We start from the raw sequence: 18,435 nt of genomic DNA, 5'->3' as shown, positions 1-18,435 counted from the left end.
AACGCCGATAAGCGTATATTCCTGCGAATCTTTGTTACCAAAAGAGCGATAATCCGGCTTTGGTCGAAGCGCTTCCGCCGTTGCTTCATGTCACAATTTCGCCCTCAACCCCGAGAGTGACCCATGGACACCTTGCAAAACATGCGCGCGTTCAGCTGCGTGGCGCAGCTGGGCAGCTTCACCGCCGCCGCCGCCCAACTGGATACCACGACCGCGAACGTGTCGCGCGCAGTTTCCAACCTCGAAGCGCACCTGCAAACGCGCTTGCTCAACCGCACCACCCGGCGCATCGCCCTGACCGAAGCCGGCAAGCGCTACCTGACGCGCTGCGAGCAGATCCTCACCTACGTCGAAGAGGCCGAAGCCGAAGCCAGCGACGCCCATGCGCGCCCGGCCGGGCAACTGAAGGTGCATTCGATGACCGGCGTGGGCCAGCACTTCGTGGTCGATGCCATCGCCCGCTACCGGGAAACCCACCCGGACGTGACCTTCGACCTGACCATGGCCAACCGCGTGCCGGACCTGCTCGACGAAGGCTACGACGTGTCGATCGTGCTGGCCAGCGAGCTGCCCGATTCGGGCTTCGTTTCGCAGCGTCTGGGCATCACCTACAGCATCGTCTGCGCCTCGCCCGACTACGTGGCCCGCCATGGCATCGCGCAAAAGCCGGCCGAACTCGCCAAGCACGCCTGCCTGCGCATGGTCAGCCCGGTGATCGCGCTGGAGAAGTGGCTGTTCAACGGTCCGGAAGGCCAGGAGGTGATCAACGTGCCGTCCTCGCCGTTCCAGGTCAATTCCGCCGACGCCATGAAGACCGCGATCCGCAGCGGCATGGGCGTGGGTGTGCTGCCGATCTACACCGCCATCGACGGGCTGCGCGACGGCAGCCTGGTGCGGGTGGTGCCCGACTACCGCTTGCAGGAGCTGAACCTGTACGCGATCTACCCGTCGCGGCAGTACCTGGACGCCAAGATCAAGACCTGGGTGGAGTACCTGCGCAATTCCCTGCCGGAAATCCTCGCCGCCCACGATGCGGACCTGAAAATTCATGAGTTGCACGTGGCGCATTGAAAAAAGCGGCTGCACTGAGGCCACGGACGATGTTAGGTTGCTAACCAATCACCTGTAGGGGCGGCCGTTTCCGCGCGCCGAGGCTAGCCGCAACGGCCGGCGATGTCTGGTCAAGCCATCGCGCATCATCTGACCCGCAGTCGCTCTGCGGGCCGTCGCAGCTAGCACCGGAATGCCGCAACGGCTAACCCCTACAAGGCCCTATCCGCCTTGCAGAGAAGCCGTCCATGAAAAAAACCGTCCTGGCCTTCAGCCGCATCACTCCCGCCATGGCCGAGCGCCTGCAATCCGACTTCAACGTGATCGTGCCCGACCCCAAGAACGGCGACATCGCGGCGCAGTTCAACGAAGCGTTGCCCCAAGCCCATGGCCTGATCGGCGCGGGGCGCAAACTGGGCCGCAGCCAGCTCGAAGGTGCGGCCAAGCTGGAAGTGGTGTCGAGCGTGTCGGTGGGCTACGACAACTACGACGTGGACTACTTCAACGAGCGCGGCATCGCCCTGACCAACACCCCCGATGTGCTCACCGAAACCACCGCCGACCTCGGCTTCTCGCTGATCATGGGCTGCGCCCGGCGCACTGCCGAGCTCGACGCCTGGACCAAGGCCGGCAACTGGCAGGCCACCGTGGGGCCGGCGCAGTTCGGCAGCGACGTGCACGGCAAGACCCTCGGCATCGTCGGCCTGGGCAACATCGGCGCGGCGATCGCCCGCCGCGGGCGCTTCGGTTTCAACATGTCGGTGCTGTATGCCGGCAACAGCCGCAAGACGGCGCTGGAGCAGGAATTGGGCGCGCAGTACCGCAGCCTGGAGCAGTTGCTGGGCGAGGCGGACTTCGTGGTGATCGTGGTGCCGCTGTCCGACGCCACGCGCAAACTGATCGGCGCGCGGGAACTGAAATCGATGAAGCCCAGCGCGTTCCTGATCAACATCGCCCGCGGCCCGGTGGTGGACGAGGCGGCACTGATCGAAGCCTTGCAAAACGGCACCATCCGCGGCGCCGGCCTGGACGTGTACGAGCAGGAGCCGTTGCGTGAATCGCCGCTGTTCAAGCTGCCCAATGCCTTGACCCTGCCGCACTTGGGCTCGGCCACCGCCGAAACCCGCGAAGCCATGGCCAACCGGGCGCTGGACAACCTGCGCGCGGCGCTGTTGGGTGAGCGGCCGCAGAATCTGGTGAATCCGCAGGTGTGGAAGGGGTAACGACCGCGCCGGAATCTGTTGGAAGGTGCTGGGGCCATTGGGCCGGCGGTGCCGGCAATCGCGGCTGAAGCCGCTCCTACAAGTCAGAGTGCACTGCCGAGAATACATATCTCTTTGTAGGAGCGGCTTCAGCCGCGATGGCCGGCACCGCCGCCCTGATACGACCAATGCACATAGCTGCCCTGCCACAGTACGGTTTCTCATGCCGCCTCAGAACTCCAAAGTACTCGACACACCCACCTGCCGCGCATCCCCAATCGCCACGAAATACTGGTTCACCGCTGAGCTGTAATAAACCTTGTCGAACAGGTTCTTCACGTTCAATTGCAACAGCACCTTGTGCTCATCGAGCTTGGTTTCATAGGTGGCGAAGGCATCGGCCACCGTATAGGACGGCAAGTCGAAGGTGTTGGTGGCGTTGCCCGAACGTTCCCCCACATAGCGCGCGCCTGCTCCGATCCGCAGCCGGTCGCCGCCGAACACACTGCCATAGTCATACACCGCCGACAGCGAGCCGCTATGACGGGCGACGTTTTGCAGGCGATTGCCCTCCAGGTCCGGGTCTTTGGTGACTTCGGCGTCGGTGAAGGCATAGCTGCCGATCAGGCTCCAGCGGTCGCTGAGCTGGCCGGTCAGGTCCAATTCGACGCCGCGTGAATTGACCTCGCCGGCATTGCTGTACAGCGTCTCGCCCGTGCTGCTGTCGAAGTTGGACACCAGCACGTTGCGTTTGGTGATGTCGAACAGCGCCAGGGTACCGGTCAGCCGGCCCGGCACGTCCAGCTTGGCGCCCAGTTCCCAGGACTTGCCCTCTTCGGGCGCGATCGAGGAGTCCAGCACCAGGCCACCGGTCAGCGGCGCGATGCTGGAGTTGGGTTTGAACGACTCGCTGTAGCTGCCATAGAACGACAACTGTTCGTCGACTTTGTACACGATGCCGGCATGCGGCACCCAGGACTGGCCGCGGGTGTCGGTGTTGGCCGTGAACGGTCGGCCGCGCCCGGCGTATTGGTCGTACTGCTGGAAGCGCGCGCCGGCGACCAGAATCCAGTGGTCGTCCAGGTGCAGGGCGTCCTGCATGAACAGCGCATCGGTGCGCAGTTTGTCGGTCTGGTCGCTGTCGCTGGCGCGCACCGTGCTGCCCTCCACTTCCCGGCCGTAAACCGGATCGACATAACTGAAGCGGGAGCGCGCGGTCTGGCGGATCAGATCGCCGCGAAACACCTTGCGGTCCTCGTGGTCGACGCCGAACAGGAGGTCGTGCTGCATGCCGGCCAGTTCGAGGTTGCCGTTGAGGCTCAGCGTCGCGTACTGATCGCGGCTCATGGCGTTGTGGGTGCCGTCCATGCTGCGGGTCAGGGTGCCGGCGGTTTCGTTCACGGCAGTGACGCGCACCTGGCTGGCGTCGTAGGTTTCGCGGTTGAAGCTGTAGCCGAAGTGCAGCTTCCAGGCGTCGTCCAATTGGTGGTCGACTTCCAGGCGATACAGGTCGGAGCGGCCCTCCATGTCGTTGAACGGCTCGTCCAGGCGGCGGGTGGCGGGAATGTCCAGCGGGTGGCCGTTGCTGCCGAACGCCGTACCGCGGTCGAAGGGGTGGAGGAACTCGCGGTGCTCGTAGGCCAGCACCACTTGAGTGTCTTCGCCCAGCCAGGCCAAAGACGGCGCCACCAGCGATTCGCGGTGCACGCCATAGTTGCGCCAGTAGTCTTCGTCTTCGTGGTCGACGATCAGCCGATAGGCCAGGTTGCTGTCGCCCAGCGCACCGGTGCTGTCCAGGCCGCCGCCGCTGCCGTTCTTGCCGCTGCCGTAAGTCGAACCGCGCACGGTCACGGCGTTGTACTGCTCGCGTTGCGGGCGTTTGCTGACCACGTTGATCACGCCGCCCGGGTCCTGGATGCCGTAGAGCAACGACGCCGGACCCTTGAGCACCTCGACCCGTTCGGTGCTGGCGTTGAGGCTGCGGCCCTGCACGATGGGCATGCCGTCGCGCATGATCGAGCCGTCGCGGTTGTCGCCGAAGCCGCGCTTCATCACCGTGTCGGAGGTGCCGCCGAAGTTGTTGCCTTGGGTGATGCCGCTGACGTTGCTCAGGGCGTCGTCGAGGTTGCGTGGGGCCTGGTCGCGGATCACCTGGGCCGGGACCACGTTGATCGCCTGGGGAAGGTCCTGGCTCGGGCCTTGGCCGCGCATGATCGAGGCCGTGGCCGGCGGTTGGTAGCTGTCGTCGTCGAGCATTGATGCGACGGTGGTGGCCTGCAGGTTGACGGTGCCGGCGCTGTCGGGCGCTGGCGCAGACGAGGCGTCCAGGGTCAGGGTACGGGCGTCCAGACGCCGCCAGGTCAGGCCGGTGCTGCCGAGCAGGCGTTGCAGCGCCTGCTCGGCGCTGTAGCGTCCGTCCAGCGCCGGCGCCTGGACGCCGGGCAACTCGACGGTATAGACCACGCTCTGCCCGGTGGCGCGGCTGAAGGCGTTGAGGGCCTGGGCCAAGGGCTGGGCCGGCTGGGCGAACGCGTAGGCCTGCTGCTGCTCGGCGCCGCTGGCCAGGGAGGTGAACGCCGTGGTCGGTAGCAGGGAAAGGCCGAGCCAGAGGGGAACGCAACGCGGGATGAACTTCATGAACGCTGACCTGTGAGGGGCTATGACTGCGAATCAATCGCAGTTCCACTCATTACACGGATGCCGAAGCGGACGACCTCACCCGTCGTCGAAAATATTTTCACGATCTTTCGATCCGCATTCGCCTAGCGGATCAGGGTCAGCCGCCCCAACAGCGTCTGCCGCGAGAAGCCCAGCACCTGGGCCAGCGAATCCAGTGCCTGCATCGGCTCGGCGACCGGGAAGCTGCCGCTGACGGTCCGCTGCGCCAGCGTGTCGTCGAGCAGCAGGATGCGCCCGGGGTAGTAGCGCGCCAGGTCATCGACCACCTGCCCCAGCGGCGCGTGGTAATAGTTCAGCCAGCCCTGACGCCAGGCCAGACGGTTGTCGCTGTCGACGCGCTGCACGGTGTCCAGCTGCCCCCTGCGGTAGCTCAGTTGCTGATCGGCAGTCAGCTCCTGCGCCCTGCCTCCCGGCGTTGGGCTGACCGCCACGCGTCCGCTGCTGACCGTGACCTGCGCGCCGTCGTCGAGCGCGCGCACTTCGAACTGGGTGCCCATCACCCGCACTTCGCCGCCACCGGCTTCGACCCGGAACGCTTCGCCGGTATGCCTGACCTGGAAAAACGCCGCGCCGCGCAGCAAACGCACGCGGCGCTCACCCTGGGCGAAATCGACCGCGATCGCGCTGCCCGCATCGAGCGTGACCTGCGAGCGGTCGGCCAGGGTGATCTGGCGCGGGCCTTCGCCGCTGCGGTAGTCGGCCTGCGTGTCCAGCAGCCAATGGCCAGGCTGCCATCCTCCGGCAATGCCCACGGCCAGTACCAGGCAGGCGGCCATCGCCAACGCCGCGCTGCGTCGCCGCCAAGGACGCTTGACCGGACGGCCCATGGCCTCGAGATAGCGTTGCAGGCTGTCGCCCTCCTCTTCGGCCAGGCGCAGCGCCGGCGCGGCGCTGCTTCGCCACAGTGACTGGGCCTGCGCGTAAGCCTCGCGGTGCCGCGGATCGGCCAGCAGCCAACGCTTGAAGGCCGCGCCTTCGGCCTGCGCGGGCTGCTCGTTGATCCGGCTGAGCCAGAGCAGGGCAGCCTGCGACTGCGCTTCGGAGATCGACGGTGGACGGCTCATCGGCGGGCGCTTCCTGGCCGGCGTGGCATGGACGTGGGCTCGGCGACGCTCGCCTTGCACGCTTGGAGGGCGCGCATCATATGCTTTTCCACCGCGCTCTGGGACACCTGCATGGCTGTGGCGATCTCGCCGTACTTGCGGCCATGGATGCGGTTGAGCAGGAAGATGTGCCGGGTGCGTTCGGGTAAACCACGCAAGGCGGCCTCGATGCGCTGCAGGTCGTGGTCGACTTCCAGCGCCTGCTCCGGGGCCAGGGCGGTGGTCGCCTCGTCCACCGGCGCTACGGCTTCGGCCGCACGCTCGCGGCTGCCTTCGCTGCGCAGGTGGTCGATGGCCAGGTTGCCGGCACAGCGCAGCAGGTAGGTGTCGAGCGCCTCGACCTCGATCTGCGGCCGACGCCAGAAACGCAGGAACAGCTCCTGGACCAGGTCCGAAGCCGTGGCACGGCAGCCGACGCGGCGGCTGACCAGCGCTTCCATGCGCGCGCGTTGGGCCTGGAACACCTGGACGAACCGTGCCCGCCCGCAAGCATGCTCCTCGGCGGGCTCGCTGCGCTCTCCCGGCTCGCTCACAGCGTCACGGCGTGAACACGGCCAGCAACGGGCCGAGCACGGCGCTGGCGGCCGCCAGGCCCAACAACAGGCGTGGGCGATAAGGCAGCACGAACACCCATGCGACCCCCCCTGCCATCAACACGGCGATCCACTCCACCAGGCCGTGCGTCCAACCGCGCAGGTGCACCGCCAGCGCGAGCGACGTGAGCAACAGCGCCCAGCCGCCGAGGCGCAAGGCCTTGCCATGACGTGCGTCGGGGCTGCGTTTGAGCAGCTCCTTGAAGTGCTTTTCCATGGCCAGGCACAGCGCCGCGAAACCGGCGAAGCCCATCAAGGCGATGGCGAACATCAGTGCACCTCCACTTTGGCGACGCCGTCGCGGCCTGCAGGCAATGCCCGCGGGGCGCGCTTGGCGGCGACCTTGGGCGGGGTCAGCAGCTTGCGCGCGGTCCAGCTCAGGAACAGGCCGACGGCAAGCGCCGTAAGATCGAAACCGGCCATCGCCCAGTCGCCCACCGCGAGTGAATGGTTCAGGCCCTGCCCAGTGGTCAGCGCGTTGAGCAGCGGCAGCGACGCGAAGGCCAGCGCGCCCAGGCCCAATTGCTCGGCCCAGGCACGACGACCGGGGCGTAGCATTGCATGCAGCAGCGACAAGGCCCACACCCCCAGAAACGCGTTGACCTCCATGTCGCCGCGCCCCTGCACGTCCAGCGGCAGCAAGCGGTTGCTCCAGAAGAACGCCGCCACGCCCAGCAGCAGACCGCTCATGCTGGCGATGTTGAGCACCTCGACCAAACGCAGTTCGGCCGGCATGCGTGCGCGCTTGGCATGCTTGAGCTGGCGCTTGCCCAACCACATCACCAGGCCGGTGCCGATCACCGCCGTGCCGCCAAGGCCGAAGCAGAAATACAGCCAGCGCAGCCAAGGCCCGGCGAAGTTGCCCATGTGCAGACCGGCGAAACTGAACGAGGTCATCATCATGCCGCTCTCGGGCGCACCGCTGGACAGCAGTTGGCCGCTGACGCCATCGAAGCTCCAGGTCTGGCTGCGGCGGTAGGCGACGTCGTCGGACGAGGCGCGGGTGAAGCTGACCCGGGCGTTCTGGTCGTTGGGGTTCTGCACCTGGACCGTGCCCAGATGCGCGCCGGGTGCCTGTTCCAGCGCCTTGGCGTACAGCGTGGGCAGCGCCGCCATGGGCGCCACCACGCCAGCGGGGGTGACGTCGAGGTCACGCCCGAACAGGTCGCTGAAGTAGCGATTGGTGTCACCGCCGTAGCTGGCCAGGATGCCGGCAGGCATGACCATGTACATGAACAGCACCAGGCTGCTGTAGCTGATCATCAGGTGGAACGGCAGCACCAGCACGCCGATGGCGTTGTGCCCGTCCAGCCAGGAGCGCTGCCCCTTGCCGGGGCGGAAGGTGAAGAATTCCTTGAAGATCTTCTTGTGGGTGATGATCCCGGTGATCAGCCCGAGGAACATGATGAAGGCGCACAAAGTCGACAGCCAGCGCCCCCAGGGATGGGGCATCTCCAGCTGGAAATGGAAACGGTAGAAGAATTCGCCGCCGCGACTGTCGCGTGCCTGCACCTCCTCACCGCTGGACGCATCGAGGTCCTTGCGCATGAAACCGCGACGACCGCCTTCCGGCGTGCGCCAACCCACGCTGATGGCCGGCTCGCGTTCGCTTGGCAGGCGGATGAACCAAGCGCTGGCCGAGCCTGCGTTGCTTTGCAGGTAACGTTGGGCCAAGGCCAGGCTGTTGGCCGGATCGAGGGTGTGGCGTTGGATCTCCGGCTGGCTCCAGTGGCTGATTTCTTCCTTGAAATACGACATCGTGCCGGTCAGGAAAATCGCGAACAACAACCAGCCGAAGATCAGCCCGGTCCAGGTGTGCAGCCAGGCCATCGCCTGGCGGAAGCCTTCTCTCATGGCAGGTTCATCCAGTAGGCCAGTGCGTCGATCGCCCCCAGCACCAGGCTCGGCGCCAATACCCCGACCCACGCCTGCCAAGCGCTACGGCAGGCGAAGCACCAGATGAAGGCCAGCAGGTACACGACGAACGACAGCATCATGCCCAACAGTACGGCGTCCACTTGGGGCAGAGGCGCCAACAGGGCCAGGCAGATGCTGGCCAGCGAAGCCAGCACGTAGCCGCCGAACAAGGCGGCCAGGCAACGGGACACGACCGCCAGGCGGTAATGCAGAGGCAGACCCGTGGCTTTGGGTTTCATGGAAGAGGTCCGGGGTTTCGGGGGATGCAATAGTAATGATTTCAATTCTCATAAGCAAAGTTTGGCTGATGAGTTGCCGGCGTTGCCTGCGAAACCTTCAAGGCGGCCCATGCGGGTGCCCTTTGACGCCTTGGTTCAAGACTAATTGCAACAGGAAATTTATTTTTCAACCAGGGTTGAATTCGACCGGGCGTTGCTTGACCTTAGAGTCAAGGGCGCAGCATTTCCCACGGCACGAACGCCCGGAGCCGCCCTTGCGAGCCAGCTGAATAAGGATTGGAATCATGCAAATCCAGGTCAACAGCAGCAACCAGATCCAGGGCGATGTGCGCTTGGAAGAATGGGTCCGCACCACGTTGCACAGTGGTCTCGAGCGCTACGAAGACGACCTCACCCGCATCGAAGTCCACCTGAGCGACGACAATGGCGCCAAGCCCGGCCCACACGACAAGCGCTGCCAGATGGAAGCTCGACCCAAAGGCCATGCACCGATTTCGGTCAGCCACACCGCCAACTCGCTCGACCTGGCGGTCGACGGCGCCACCACCAAGCTCAACCATGCGCTGGAGCACTTCTACGGCAAACTGCGCAGCAAGCGGCCGACGCTCGAATTGAACGAAGACCCTGACGAGTGATTGCATGCCCCGTCCGAAACGCCCGGCGCCACGATGCCGGGCGTTTTCCCTTGCAGCCCATGGGGCTCGGGCGGTGAACCTTCTCCTTGCGATGCCAGTCCTCTCTACATGTCCACGTTGCAGAACATGACCATGTACAACCCTTTCGAACTGATCAACAGGGCCTTTGCCGACGACTACCGCGTGAACCTGTGTGTCGCAGGTCTGGATGGCAGTATCATGCTCACCTTGTCCGATGCATCCGGCATCGTGGCCAAACACCTGATCGCACCGGCACAACGCAACGATCCACGGCAGTTGCAGCGGCTGGTCGAAGGCATCCAGCTGGAACTGGCCACCGCTGCCGACGACTCAGCTGCCATGCTGGCAAGCCTTGCCGAACGCCTCCCACCGCCGCCCACGCACTTGCCCCGCCCTTCAGCGCGCTAGGTCGAGCAGCGCGCGGATCGCCCTTTCGAGTTCGGACAGGCGCAGCCGAGGTTCGCGATGTGTATCCGCGAAGCTATACGGTTCGCGGAAGACGCCCACCAGGCCAGGGTCGTAGGTCGGCTCTTGGCCCAAGCCCATCCAGTGCACCACCTCGTCGGCTATCGAGCGTGAAGCGACCACTCGTGGCTCGATGATGTCGTTGATTTCGGTGATATACGTGTTTTCCAGGTCCAGCCCCAGCGGTTGCAGATAGCCTTCCAGAAAGTCGATGACGTGTTCTTGTTCGCCCATGACGAGTCCCTTGATTCCACACCCGACGGCCAGCGGTCGAAAAAGCCGCCGGGAGGCCGAGTCGCGGTATTTGAAAGGACTTGGGTGCAGCCGTACCTTTAGATAATCAGCACCTCAGGTCGTCAAAGGCGCCTGAGAGACCATCACCGCATGCGCTCGAACACCTTGGTTGCGGAGCAGGTCGGCAGTCGTGCTTTCAGCCTGCACAGGCGCAATCTTACAGCGCCTGTGCGGCTGCATCGATCAGCATTGAAGGGCGTTCGAAACTCGAAGGTGCGCGGTTCAATCGATGGAAGTAACTGCGGGCCACTTCTGCGAACAGGCTGACCAGAGCGATGTGCGACTTTTCTCGACAGGCGAGCGAAATGTCCAGGCTGCCCAAGGGCGGAAACCCTTGCGCTTCGTCCAGGACCCGTAGGCTTGGGTCGGCGCTGCTCGGCAACATGGCCGAGACGTAACAGCCTGTGGACAAAGCTGCGATCACGCCCGCGTGGCTCGTACCGTGATAGCCGATGCGGTACGGCTTGCCCACGCGATTGAGGGCATTGAGCACCAGCGCCCTGTCACCGCAGCCTTGGGTGAAAAGCGCCAGCGGCACCGTTTCCCGTTCGAAGACGTCGCTCTGCTTCGCGACAACCCAGACCAAGGGCTCCGAATACAGCAACTGCGCCGAAATGTCCGCAGGGCAGTCTTGAGTCAGCACGATGTCCAGTTCCCCGGCGCGATAACGCCTCCACAGCGCACTGCTGTAGTCGCACTGGACCTCGATTTCCATGGCAGGCAGCCGCTGGGCGCAGGTTTTCATGATGTGCGCAAGATGGCATGTCGCATAGGTGTCCGAAGTGCCTATCTTGACCACGCGCGCCGTGCACACTTCGGTCAACTCGGTGATGGCGACATCGTTCCACGCCAGAATCTTCAGCGCATAGGCCAACAGGTGTTCGCCTTGGGCGGTAAGTTCGAGCGTACGCGCACCCCTGACGAACAGCACCGCGCCGATCGAGCGTTCGAGCTTTTGAATCTGCTGGCTAATGGCAGACTGCACGCGACATAACCGATGCGAGGCTCTGGAAAAACTTTTGAGTTCGGCGACCGTAACGAAGGCGCGCAATTGGTTCATGTCCAAGTTCATCGCGATTCCTTTCCATCACCACCGGTGATGCCCCTTATCATAACTATTAACGACGGTAGGCCATTGCATCGCCTAGGATGAGGCAAGCGCATAAGGAGCGAGCGATGGCCTCTGAAATCATAGGAACGATAAACATCGAACATTACCAACTGGGTCATGATATCGAGCGCCTCAGGTCGATCAGGAAACAGCCCGAAGAATACGATGAGTTCGGCCAAGGGCACTGGAAAAACATATCCCTTTACAATGCAACCGGCGAGGCGGACGACACCCGCTATAAAAACGCACGCCGTTGCCTGCCCACTGAGCACCTGCGCCAGTGCCCAGCCATCGCGAAGCTCATCCAGGAGCAGTTCGAGCCCACGGCTCTCAGGATGGTCCGCGCCCGCAGCTTGGTGGACGGCCTCGTCATTCCCCACCGTGACTTTGTGGAGTTGGACACAGCGGTTACTTATTACCGCGTATTTCTAGCGCTCGAAGACAATGCACAAGCGTTCCATTCCGATGAACAAGGCGTCTTTCAGATGCGCGCGGGCGAAGTCTGGTATCTGGATGCCGGCATCAGCCATGCCGCGATAAACTTTGGCCTGAACAGCCGCACGTTCCTCTGTCTGGACTTCATATATGAACAACGTTTCGAACCGGCCGACATATTCAAGGATCGCCGATCGGCCCACGTCCAGCGCCATGACATCCATATCAAGCGCGTGCCGCTCCAGCCCCTGAAAGAACGCGAAATCATTGCAGCGACCGCCACATTGATCGAATGCTTTACGTTCAAGGACATCGTGTTCGCCTTGTCCAAATATCACTTCATCTATGACCTGCCCGTGGCCTCCTGTTACGACTGGATCATCAGCGCGGCCGAGCAGGCGAACAATGCGCCTGTACTGGAAAAAGCCAAAACACTGCGTCGCTACCTCATCGAACATAGAGCGATGGGCGAACGCTACGCCTTGAGCGACTGGACGTGTCAGGCTGGGGTCGCTCGGTGATTGCGCTGGAAAGATACGCTCCGCTGCTGTTTCTGCTGATGTGGAGCAGCGGCGCCATTTTCGTGAAACTCGGCCTGGAGGACGCCTCGGTCTCGGTGTTTCTTACGATACGCGCAGCGGGCGCGGCCCTGGCCTTGTTCTTCGTTTGTTGGCTGATCAGCCGGGTCGATGGCTTGCGTGAATTGCTCGTGCTGCCTAGGCGGCTGCTGTTCAGAGCCCTGTGGATCGGTGTGCTGATTCAGGCAGGCTACCAATCGGCCTATTTTCTTGCGCTGGACTACCAGATGACTCCAGGCGTCCTGGCGATCGTCTTGGGACTACAGCCGATCCTGACGCCGGTAATGGCTAACGAGCGCATTGGACGAGCAGGTTACGCCTACCTGGCAGTGGGCTTTGCAGGGCTGACCACTGCCGTGCTCGGCGCACGAGAGGTCGGTGCGCTGACCGGGCTGGGCCTGTTGTTCGCACTGGTAGCGGTCGTCTCGATCAGCGCAGGCTCAGTGATGCAGCAGCGATCGGTCATCCACCCCGTCGCTTCGGCGTTCTACCAGACGCTTACGGCCGCTTGCCTATTCCTGCTCGCGCTGCCGTTCACGACCATCAGGCTGGACGTAACCGGCGAATTCGTCATGGCCGCCGTCTGGATGATCGTGGTGGTTTCCACCTGCGCCGTCCTGTTGCTGTTTCACATGCTGACCCGCAAGGCCGCGAGTCAGGTGGGCGTGTTGTTCTATTTGGTACCGGTGGTGACCGTCGTGCTGGATTATCTGGCGTTCGGTAACGAGATTTCCTGGCTCACGTTAGTGGGCGCGTTGTTGATCATCATGGCAGTCAAAGGATTCAGCCGGGTTCGCTTCCTCAATGCTGCGGTCTGCGCCAACGTCCGGGCACTGGCTTGCGACGGTAGCCGCCGCGACAAGGAACCGAAATGAGCCCAGAGGTGTTCAAACAGTCACTCGAAGTGCTTCTACTAAGCCAGACTGGCATTTTTATCAGTATCCAGCGAATCCACGGAGAATCGGACGCAGACGCATCGCCAGGCGCTCTTGCTCGTGATGTCGGCACAGCACGATCGTTTCGCACAATGTCCCGTGCTCATTCGCTCCGTTCTTGCACCGACGGGAATCGCGCCGATGCGAACCTCACCACCAGGATGGACAGCGACAAAAGCACAATGCCGCCAGTCAGGTACAAGATGCCCGCATCGGGCGACTTGTGGTGGGAAACGTCGCTGATCAACAACCGAATCAACGCCGTGACGCCGATGTACAGCAAGAACCGCAGCGGCATGTGGTTGGTGCGGAAATAGATGCCGCTCATCGCCAGCAGTTCGAGGTAGATGAACAACAGCAGGATGTCGTCGACGCTGACCTTGTCTTGCCCCAGCATGTCGATGAACGTGTTGATGCCGGCATAGACGGTGATCGCGCCGATGCCGAACAAGGCCAGGTAATGGAATAGCTCGACGCCCAGGTTGCCCAGGCTGTTGGCTCCGGCATGCAGCCGGACCCGCATCCTATCCGCCCATTTCATGTTTCCTCTCCCCCTCGTGTGCGGCCAGGAACAGCCTTCGCCGCAGGCATGACGCCCAAGCCATGCAGTTAAAAGGCCAGCTCCGCATTGCGGAAGGCGACCGAATGCCGCAGGCATCTGCAATGCCGCAGGCCAGCCGGAAGGCTATGGCAAATCATCACGTGGATACGTGGCGGTTGCATGAACCAGATCGCCGCGTATACTGTATATCGATACAGTCAACCTGTAACCGAATCACCACCCCCGTTCGAACGAAGATGTCGCCACCTACCGCAGCGGCTTTCGTTGCGACCCAGGCCGCGCCGTGCCGGTGCCCCTGACATCACTGACTGAGAGGCCTCGTATGGCTGTTGAGATTCTTTACCGCAGCACTCGCGATTTGGAGACGACGTTCTTGGACCGCAAACTTGCAGATGCCCATGACCAGATGCTGGAACTGGCTGAGGTGCTTACCCAGGTCCTGTTGAAAAACGTAGCCGGGCTGGACGAAAACCTGGCCGAAGAAGCCAGTATCTTCATGGCGAAAAACCGCGCAGTGTTCGCCACGGCGTTCAAGAGCAACGCCGGCGCGCTGGCCGAGCTCGAGGCCAAGGCCGACGCCGGCGAGTGATGTCGGGCGATCGAAGGGCGGGGTATCAAACCCCGCCCTTCTCGTTTGCGCGGGTCATGAAGGCGTCTGTTCGGCCGGGCTGCCGAGGGTTCGGCGGTCTAACCCGGCGGACACGGCCCAGATGGCCAGCCCGCCCAGGGCCAGGCCACAGCCCACCCATCCTGGCGATGTCCAGCCATAGCCGGCCGTAAGGGCCAGGCCGCCCAGGAATGGGCCAAGGGCGTTGGCGAAGTTGAAGGCCGAATGGTTGAGGGCAGCTGCCAGGCCCTGGGCGTCGGCGGCGACGTCCATCAGGCGCGTTTGCAACACCGTGCCCAGCGCGCCGCCCGAGCCGATCAACAGCACGCACAGCGAAATGGTCCACACGTTGCCTGCCGCGAATGGGAACAGCGCCAGCATCATGGCGCTGAATACCAGCATGCCACCGGCGGTGGCCATCAGTGCGCGATCGGCGAAGATCGGTACGATCAGGGTACCGAGGGTCATGCCGACTCCGAACACCGCCAGCACCAGCGGTACGGTGCTGTGAGGCACATGGGTGACGGCGCCAAGGATGTCGGCCAGGTAGGTGTACACAGCGAACAGCCCGCCGAAACCAATGGCGCCGATGCCCAAGGTCAACCACACCTGCGCGTTGCGCAGCGCGCCGAGTTCGCGCAACGGGCTGGCCGTGGGGTTGGCGGTATCGCGCGGCGCGTACAGGGTCAGGGCGAGCATGGTACCGATGCCCAGCAGCGCCACCAGCGCGAAGCTGTAGCGCCAGCCGAACAACTGGCCCAGCCAGTTGGCCAGGGGCACGCCGATGATCGTGGCGATGGTCAGGCCGAAGAACATGCGCCCTACCGCCCAGGTGCGGCGATTGGGCGGCACCAGCGAGGCGGCTACCAGGGATGCGATGCCGAAGTAGGCACCGTGCGGCAAACCGGCGATGAAGCGGAAGACCAGCATCCAGTGATAGTCAGGCGCCAGCGCCGACAGGCCGTTGCCCAGGGCGAACAGGCCCATCAGCCCGATCAGCAGGGTACGGCGCGCCAGGCGCGCGCCCAGCACGGCCAACAAAGGCGCGCCGACCACCACGCCGAGGGCGTAGGCGCTGATCACGTGCCCGGCGGTCGGCGCATCGATGCCGAGGTCCGGTGCGAAAAAGGGCAACAGGCTCATGGTCGCGAATTCCGTGGTGCCGATGGCGAAGCCACCGACCGCCAACGCGAACAGCACCAGCGCCGTGCCCACATGGGGTGCGGTGTGTTGTGTCGTCATGGAAAACCTTATCGTTCGAATGGGGCGCCGCAAGGCAAGGCGCGGTGCAGCAGGCGCGGCTCGAAGGCGAGCACGAACGCCGGGGCGCGGAGTCTAAAGGTGTGCGACGCGAGCGTCCAACCCCGAGCCTCTATGGGCTCTGAGCCCAGGGCGGCGCTCAGGTTCCCGCGCATCCGTAGAGCAACCGCTCGGCGAGCGTCTGCGCCACCCGCGCTGGCGAGCGATTTTCCGCCTGGGCATGGCCGAACACCTGGGTGAGGCGTTCGGGGATGCGCGCCAGGTGGGCGGTGATGCGCTCGGGCGCTTCGCCGCGATGGGTCAACGCCACATGGATCAGGCCGCCGGCGTTGATGATGGTGTCGGGCGCGTACAGGATGCCGCGGTTTTGCAGTTGGTCGGCCACCTCCAAGGTGGTCAGCGGGTTGTTGGCCGAGCCTGCCACGGCGGCGCAGCGCAACTGCATCACGCTCTGGGCGTTGAGCACCGGCCCTACGCCACAGGGCACGAACAGATCGCAAGGTGTGCTCAACAGGGCGTCGTGGGCCACCGGCCAGGCGTCGAACTGCTCCACGGCGCGGCGCACGCGATCGGGGTCGAGATCGCTGACCAGCAGCTCCGCCCCTGCCGCGTGCAAGCCCTCGGCCAGTGCGTGGCCCACATGGCCAAGCCCCTGCACCGCCACGCGCAGGCCTTCGAGGCTGCCGCTGCCCAGACGCGCCTGGGCCGTGGCGCGCAGGCCCGCGAGCACTCCGAGCGCGGCGACCGGCGCCGGGTCGCCGGCGGCGCGGGTGCTACCGACATGGCGCGTGCTGCGGGCGATGCAGTCCATGTCGTCGATGGAGGTGCCACTGTCCACCGCCACCACCAAGCGTCCGCCCAGGGTATCGAGAAAGCGGCCGAAAGCCTGGAACAGCGCGGCACGGTCGCCGCCCTGGGCGCCGCGCAGGATCACCGCTTTGCCGCCGCCTACCGGCAGCCCGGCCAGCGCGGCCTTGTAGCTCATGGCCCGGGCCAATTGCAGGGCGTCGGCGATGGCGGTCTCGTCATCGGCATAGGGCAGGTAACGGCAGCCGCCCATGGCGGGCCCCAGCTGCTCGTTGTGGATCACCGCCACTGCGCGCAGGCCGGTCGCGGGGTCGCTCCACAGGTGCAAGGCCTGGGCGCGTGTGGCATGCATGAGCGCGAACATCGACGGGCTCCCATAAAAGGTGCAGATTCCCAGTATAGGCAGCGCCCTGCCGTGCGAACCGCCGTCGGACCACCGGCCGACCGCACGTACCGAGACGCACTGCCACGTCCGAAGACGACCGCTGTGTGGAGGCCTCGATGAACCCACGTCAACACTGCCTGCTGTGCCTGCAACGCACTCCCGCCGCACCGTTCGAAGCGGCGCTATGGATCGCCGCCGAACATGACCCAGGCGTTTCGCCTGGCAATCGCCTCAACCAGCTGCAACACCTGCAGCTGGACGTCACCCACCATCTGCCGGCTCTGCCGCCCAGGGAGCTCGCCCAGCCTTTGCTGCGCACGCTGAACGCGTTGGGGTTTCAACAGGAGGAATACCAGCCCATCCGTCCCCAGGCAGCCCTGCTCGACCAAGTGTTGCAACGTCGTCGCGGCCAGCCCCTGGCCCTGGCGCTCCTGGCGCTGGAAATCGCCCAGCGTCTGGCCATTCCACTGGAAGGGGTGAATTTCCCGGGCCACTTTCTGCTGCGCGTGCCGGGCGCAGATTACCTGCTCGACCCCTGCGGCGGTCGCCGTCTGTACCCCGCGGACTGCCGCGAGCTGTTGCAACGCCAGTACGGCGCCAGTGCCTCCCTGAGTGTCGAGCATCTGGCCGCCGCCACGCCCGCACAGATGCTGCAGCGCCTGTCGCGCAACCTCAGGCACCTGCATACCCAGCACGACGACTTCCTGGCCGCACTGGTGGACGCCGAACGGGTGATGCAGCTGGGCCCCGTGCTCAGCGGCGACTACCTGGCACGGGCTACGCTGTACCAGCGGCTCGACTGCCCGCAGGCCGAACGTTTCGACCTGGAGCACGCCTTGCTGCTCAGCGAAGATCCAGTACAACGCTTGCAACTGACCGAACGCCTGGAACAACTGCCTTCGGCACCCCGCTCGCTTCACTGAGCCGGCGCATCGGCCTGACGCGCCGGGTGCGCCCTTTGAAACGCCGGATGCTGTGCCGCCAGGGCAGCGACGCGGCCAATGCGCGGGTAGGCGGCCAGATCGACCTGAAAACGCTGTGCGGCATACAGTTGCGGTATCAGGTAGAGGTCGGCCAGGCCCGGCTCGTCGCCGAAGCAGTAGCCCTCATCCCCGATCAGCCGTTCCACCGCAGCCAGGCCCTCACCGATCCAGTGGGCCGTCCACGCCGCTACCTGCACCTCGTCCTGGCCCATGCCGCGCAAGCGGTTGAGCACGCTGACGTTGTGCAGCGGATGCACGTCGCAGGCGATCAGCGCCGCGACCGCACGCACCTTCGCCCGCGTGCCGGCGTCGCGGGGCAGCAGCGCCGGCAGCGGATGGACCTCTTCCAGGTACTCGACGATCGCCGGCGACTGCAACAGCAGCTCGCCGTGGTCGGTGCGCAGCATTGGCACCCGCGCCTGCGGGTTGAGCGCCCTATAGGTCGGTTGCAGCTGTTCGCCGCCCAGCAGGTTGATGGCGATCGCCCGGGGATCGAGGCCTTTGAGGGCCAACGCGATGCGCACCCGGTAGGACGAGGTGGAACGGTAATAGGTGAACAGTTCCATCGCCGCGG

Annotated in this window: 20 protein-coding genes; 8 read left to right on the top strand and 12 right to left on the bottom strand. The window is 64.4% G+C overall.

The features are described 5' to 3' along the window. The first annotated feature begins 123 nt into the window (after positions 1–123). Positions 124–1,071 (top strand): LysR family transcriptional regulator, encoded by a 948-nt coding sequence (locus AA0Z93_RS11560; RefSeq protein ID WP_296264553.1) that lies wholly within the window; start codon positions 124–126, stop codon positions 1,069–1,071. A 227-nt stretch (positions 1,072–1,298) separates the two neighbouring features. After that, positions 1,299–2,273, top strand: coding sequence for a 2-hydroxyacid dehydrogenase (locus AA0Z93_RS11555; RefSeq protein ID WP_413048810.1), 975 nt, complete (start codon positions 1,299–1,301; stop codon positions 2,271–2,273). Between the two features lie 210 nt (positions 2,274–2,483). Here the strand turns inward: AA0Z93_RS11555 and AA0Z93_RS11550 are convergent, their stop codons facing one another. The 6 genes from AA0Z93_RS11550 to AA0Z93_RS11525 all read right to left on the bottom strand — a co-directional run bounded on the left by AA0Z93_RS11550 (position 2,484) and on the right by AA0Z93_RS11525 (position 8,783). Beyond that, positions 2,484–4,889: a TonB-dependent siderophore receptor gene (locus tag AA0Z93_RS11550; protein WP_413048811.1), complete on the bottom strand. Its 2,406-nt coding sequence runs from the start codon at positions 4,887–4,889 to the stop codon at positions 2,484–2,486. A 125-nt stretch (positions 4,890–5,014) separates the two neighbouring features. Continuing rightward, on the bottom strand, positions 5,015–5,995 hold the full coding sequence (locus AA0Z93_RS11545; RefSeq protein WP_413048812.1) for a FecR family protein: 981 nt from the start codon (positions 5,993–5,995) through the stop codon (positions 5,015–5,017). Then, positions 5,992–6,567 (bottom strand): RNA polymerase sigma factor, encoded by a 576-nt coding sequence (locus tag AA0Z93_RS11540; RefSeq protein ID WP_413048813.1) that lies wholly within the window; start codon positions 6,565–6,567, stop codon positions 5,992–5,994. Before AA0Z93_RS11540 ends, AA0Z93_RS11545 begins: the two co-directional genes overlap by 4 nt. Before the next feature lie 4 nt (positions 6,568–6,571). Next, the gene (locus tag AA0Z93_RS11535) at positions 6,572–6,898 is read right to left on the bottom strand and encodes a DUF3325 domain-containing protein (RefSeq protein WP_413048814.1); all 327 of its coding nucleotides are present in this window, start codon (positions 6,896–6,898) and stop codon (positions 6,572–6,574) included. Then, the gene (locus AA0Z93_RS11530) at positions 6,898–8,481 is read right to left on the bottom strand and encodes a PepSY-associated TM helix domain-containing protein (RefSeq protein WP_413048815.1); all 1,584 of its coding nucleotides are present in this window, start codon (positions 8,479–8,481) and stop codon (positions 6,898–6,900) included. Before AA0Z93_RS11530 ends, AA0Z93_RS11535 begins: the two co-directional genes overlap by 1 nt. Further along, entirely contained in the window at positions 8,478–8,783 is a 306-nt protein-coding gene (locus AA0Z93_RS11525) for a DUF3649 domain-containing protein (RefSeq protein ID WP_413048816.1), read from the bottom strand. The genes AA0Z93_RS11530 and AA0Z93_RS11525 overlap by 4 nt, the downstream gene beginning before the upstream one ends. 284 nt (positions 8,784–9,067) lie before the next feature. Between AA0Z93_RS11525 and AA0Z93_RS11520 the strand changes: the two genes are divergently transcribed. Further along, the gene (locus AA0Z93_RS11520; RefSeq protein WP_314489259.1) at positions 9,068–9,418 is read left to right on the top strand and encodes an HPF/RaiA family ribosome-associated protein; all 351 of its coding nucleotides are present in this window, start codon (positions 9,068–9,070) and stop codon (positions 9,416–9,418) included. A 108-nt stretch (positions 9,419–9,526) separates the two neighbouring features. Next, positions 9,527–9,847, top strand: a complete 321-nt coding sequence (locus AA0Z93_RS11515) for a DUF3509 domain-containing protein (RefSeq protein ID WP_413048817.1) — start codon at positions 9,527–9,529, stop codon at positions 9,845–9,847. On the opposite strand, the gene AA0Z93_RS11510 is transcribed toward AA0Z93_RS11515, so the two are convergent. Next, positions 9,836–10,138 (bottom strand): hypothetical protein, encoded by a 303-nt coding sequence (locus tag AA0Z93_RS11510; protein WP_413048818.1) that lies wholly within the window; start codon positions 10,136–10,138, stop codon positions 9,836–9,838. The genes AA0Z93_RS11515 and AA0Z93_RS11510 overlap by 12 nt on opposite strands. A 217-nt stretch (positions 10,139–10,355) precedes the next feature. Beyond that, the gene (locus tag AA0Z93_RS11505) at positions 10,356–11,270 is read right to left on the bottom strand and encodes a LysR substrate-binding domain-containing protein (protein ID WP_413048819.1); all 915 of its coding nucleotides are present in this window, start codon (positions 11,268–11,270) and stop codon (positions 10,356–10,358) included. Positions 11,271–11,374: 104 nt separating this feature from the next. Between AA0Z93_RS11505 and AA0Z93_RS11500 the strand changes: the two genes are divergently transcribed. Beyond that, positions 11,375–12,265 carry an aspartyl/asparaginyl beta-hydroxylase domain-containing protein gene (locus AA0Z93_RS11500; protein WP_413048820.1) on the top strand — a complete coding sequence of 297 codons (891 nt, stop codon included), beginning with the start codon at positions 11,375–11,377 and terminating at the stop codon, positions 12,263–12,265. Then, positions 12,262–13,197: a DMT family transporter gene (locus AA0Z93_RS11495; RefSeq protein WP_413048821.1), complete on the top strand. Its 936-nt coding sequence runs from the start codon at positions 12,262–12,264 to the stop codon at positions 13,195–13,197. The genes AA0Z93_RS11500 and AA0Z93_RS11495 overlap by 4 nt, the downstream gene beginning before the upstream one ends. Before the next feature lie 163 nt (positions 13,198–13,360). Here the strand turns inward: AA0Z93_RS11495 and AA0Z93_RS11490 are convergent, their stop codons facing one another. After that, positions 13,361–13,798: a phosphate-starvation-inducible protein PsiE gene (locus AA0Z93_RS11490; protein ID WP_413048822.1), complete on the bottom strand. Its 438-nt coding sequence runs from the start codon at positions 13,796–13,798 to the stop codon at positions 13,361–13,363. A 343-nt stretch (positions 13,799–14,141) separates the two neighbouring features. Between AA0Z93_RS11490 and AA0Z93_RS11485 the strand changes: the two genes are divergently transcribed. Further along, positions 14,142–14,408: a YebG family protein gene (locus tag AA0Z93_RS11485; protein ID WP_413049024.1), complete on the top strand. Its 267-nt coding sequence runs from the start codon at positions 14,142–14,144 to the stop codon at positions 14,406–14,408. 54 nt (positions 14,409–14,462) lie between these two features. Here the strand turns inward: AA0Z93_RS11485 and AA0Z93_RS11480 are convergent, their stop codons facing one another. After that, positions 14,463–15,668, bottom strand: coding sequence for an MFS transporter (locus AA0Z93_RS11480; protein ID WP_413048823.1), 1,206 nt, complete (start codon positions 15,666–15,668; stop codon positions 14,463–14,465). A gap of 157 nt (positions 15,669–15,825) precedes the next feature. Beyond that, positions 15,826–16,857, bottom strand: a complete 1,032-nt coding sequence (locus tag AA0Z93_RS11475; RefSeq protein ID WP_413048824.1) for a Leu/Phe/Val dehydrogenase — start codon at positions 16,855–16,857, stop codon at positions 15,826–15,828. Between the two features lie 137 nt (positions 16,858–16,994). On the opposite strand from AA0Z93_RS11475, the gene AA0Z93_RS11470 reads away from it, so the two are divergent. Further along, positions 16,995–17,801, top strand: a complete 807-nt coding sequence (locus AA0Z93_RS11470; RefSeq protein ID WP_413048825.1) for a SirB1 family protein — start codon at positions 16,995–16,997, stop codon at positions 17,799–17,801. Here AA0Z93_RS11470 and maiA read toward each other — a convergent pair. Beyond that, positions 17,795–18,427, bottom strand: coding sequence for a maleylacetoacetate isomerase (gene maiA, locus AA0Z93_RS11465; protein ID WP_413048826.1), 633 nt, complete (start codon positions 18,425–18,427; stop codon positions 17,795–17,797). The genes AA0Z93_RS11470 and maiA overlap by 7 nt on opposite strands. Positions 18,428–18,435 lie beyond the last annotated feature (8 nt).

Source organism: Pseudomonas phoenicis, assembly GCF_047302395.1.
GTDB lineage: Bacteria > Pseudomonadota > Gammaproteobacteria > Pseudomonadales > Pseudomonadaceae > Aquipseudomonas.
This window is presented reverse-complemented; position numbering and strand designations above follow the sequence as displayed.

Excerpts from the sequence above, each read along its gene's own strand:
- AA0Z93_RS11560 (WP_296264553.1), top strand. The coding sequence starts at position 124 with ATGGACACCTTGCAAAACATGCGCGCGTTCAGCTGCGTGGCGCAGCTG.
- AA0Z93_RS11555 (WP_413048810.1), top strand. The coding sequence starts at position 1,299 with ATGAAAAAAACCGTCCTGGCCTTCAGCCGCATCACTCCCGCCATGGCC.
- AA0Z93_RS11550 (WP_413048811.1), bottom strand. The coding sequence starts at position 4,889 with ATGAAGTTCATCCCGCGTTGCGTTCCCCTCTGGCTCGGCCTTTCCCTG.
- AA0Z93_RS11545 (WP_413048812.1), bottom strand. The coding sequence starts at position 5,995 with ATGAGCCGTCCACCGTCGATCTCCGAAGCGCAGTCGCAGGCTGCCCTG.
- AA0Z93_RS11535 (WP_413048814.1), bottom strand. The coding sequence starts at position 6,898 with ATGTTCGCCATCGCCTTGATGGGCTTCGCCGGTTTCGCGGCGCTGTGC.
- AA0Z93_RS11530 (WP_413048815.1), bottom strand. The coding sequence starts at position 8,481 with ATGAGAGAAGGCTTCCGCCAGGCGATGGCCTGGCTGCACACCTGGACC.
- AA0Z93_RS11525 (WP_413048816.1), bottom strand. The coding sequence starts at position 8,783 with ATGAAACCCAAAGCCACGGGTCTGCCTCTGCATTACCGCCTGGCGGTC.
- AA0Z93_RS11520 (WP_314489259.1), top strand. The coding sequence starts at position 9,068 with ATGCAAATCCAGGTCAACAGCAGCAACCAGATCCAGGGCGATGTGCGC.
- AA0Z93_RS11515 (WP_413048817.1), top strand. The coding sequence starts at position 9,527 with ATGTCCACGTTGCAGAACATGACCATGTACAACCCTTTCGAACTGATC.
- AA0Z93_RS11510 (WP_413048818.1), bottom strand. The coding sequence starts at position 10,138 with ATGGGCGAACAAGAACACGTCATCGACTTTCTGGAAGGCTATCTGCAA.
- AA0Z93_RS11505 (WP_413048819.1), bottom strand. The coding sequence starts at position 11,270 with ATGAACTTGGACATGAACCAATTGCGCGCCTTCGTTACGGTCGCCGAA.
- AA0Z93_RS11500 (WP_413048820.1), top strand. The coding sequence starts at position 11,375 with ATGGCCTCTGAAATCATAGGAACGATAAACATCGAACATTACCAACTG.
- AA0Z93_RS11490 (WP_413048822.1), bottom strand. The coding sequence starts at position 13,798 with ATGAAATGGGCGGATAGGATGCGGGTCCGGCTGCATGCCGGAGCCAAC.
- AA0Z93_RS11485 (WP_413049024.1), top strand. The coding sequence starts at position 14,142 with ATGGCTGTTGAGATTCTTTACCGCAGCACTCGCGATTTGGAGACGACG.
- AA0Z93_RS11480 (WP_413048823.1), bottom strand. The coding sequence starts at position 15,668 with ATGACGACACAACACACCGCACCCCATGTGGGCACGGCGCTGGTGCTG.
- AA0Z93_RS11475 (WP_413048824.1), bottom strand. The coding sequence starts at position 16,857 with ATGTTCGCGCTCATGCATGCCACACGCGCCCAGGCCTTGCACCTGTGG.
- AA0Z93_RS11470 (WP_413048825.1), top strand. The coding sequence starts at position 16,995 with ATGAACCCACGTCAACACTGCCTGCTGTGCCTGCAACGCACTCCCGCC.
- maiA (WP_413048826.1), bottom strand. The coding sequence starts at position 18,427 with ATGGAACTGTTCACCTATTACCGTTCCACCTCGTCCTACCGGGTGCGC.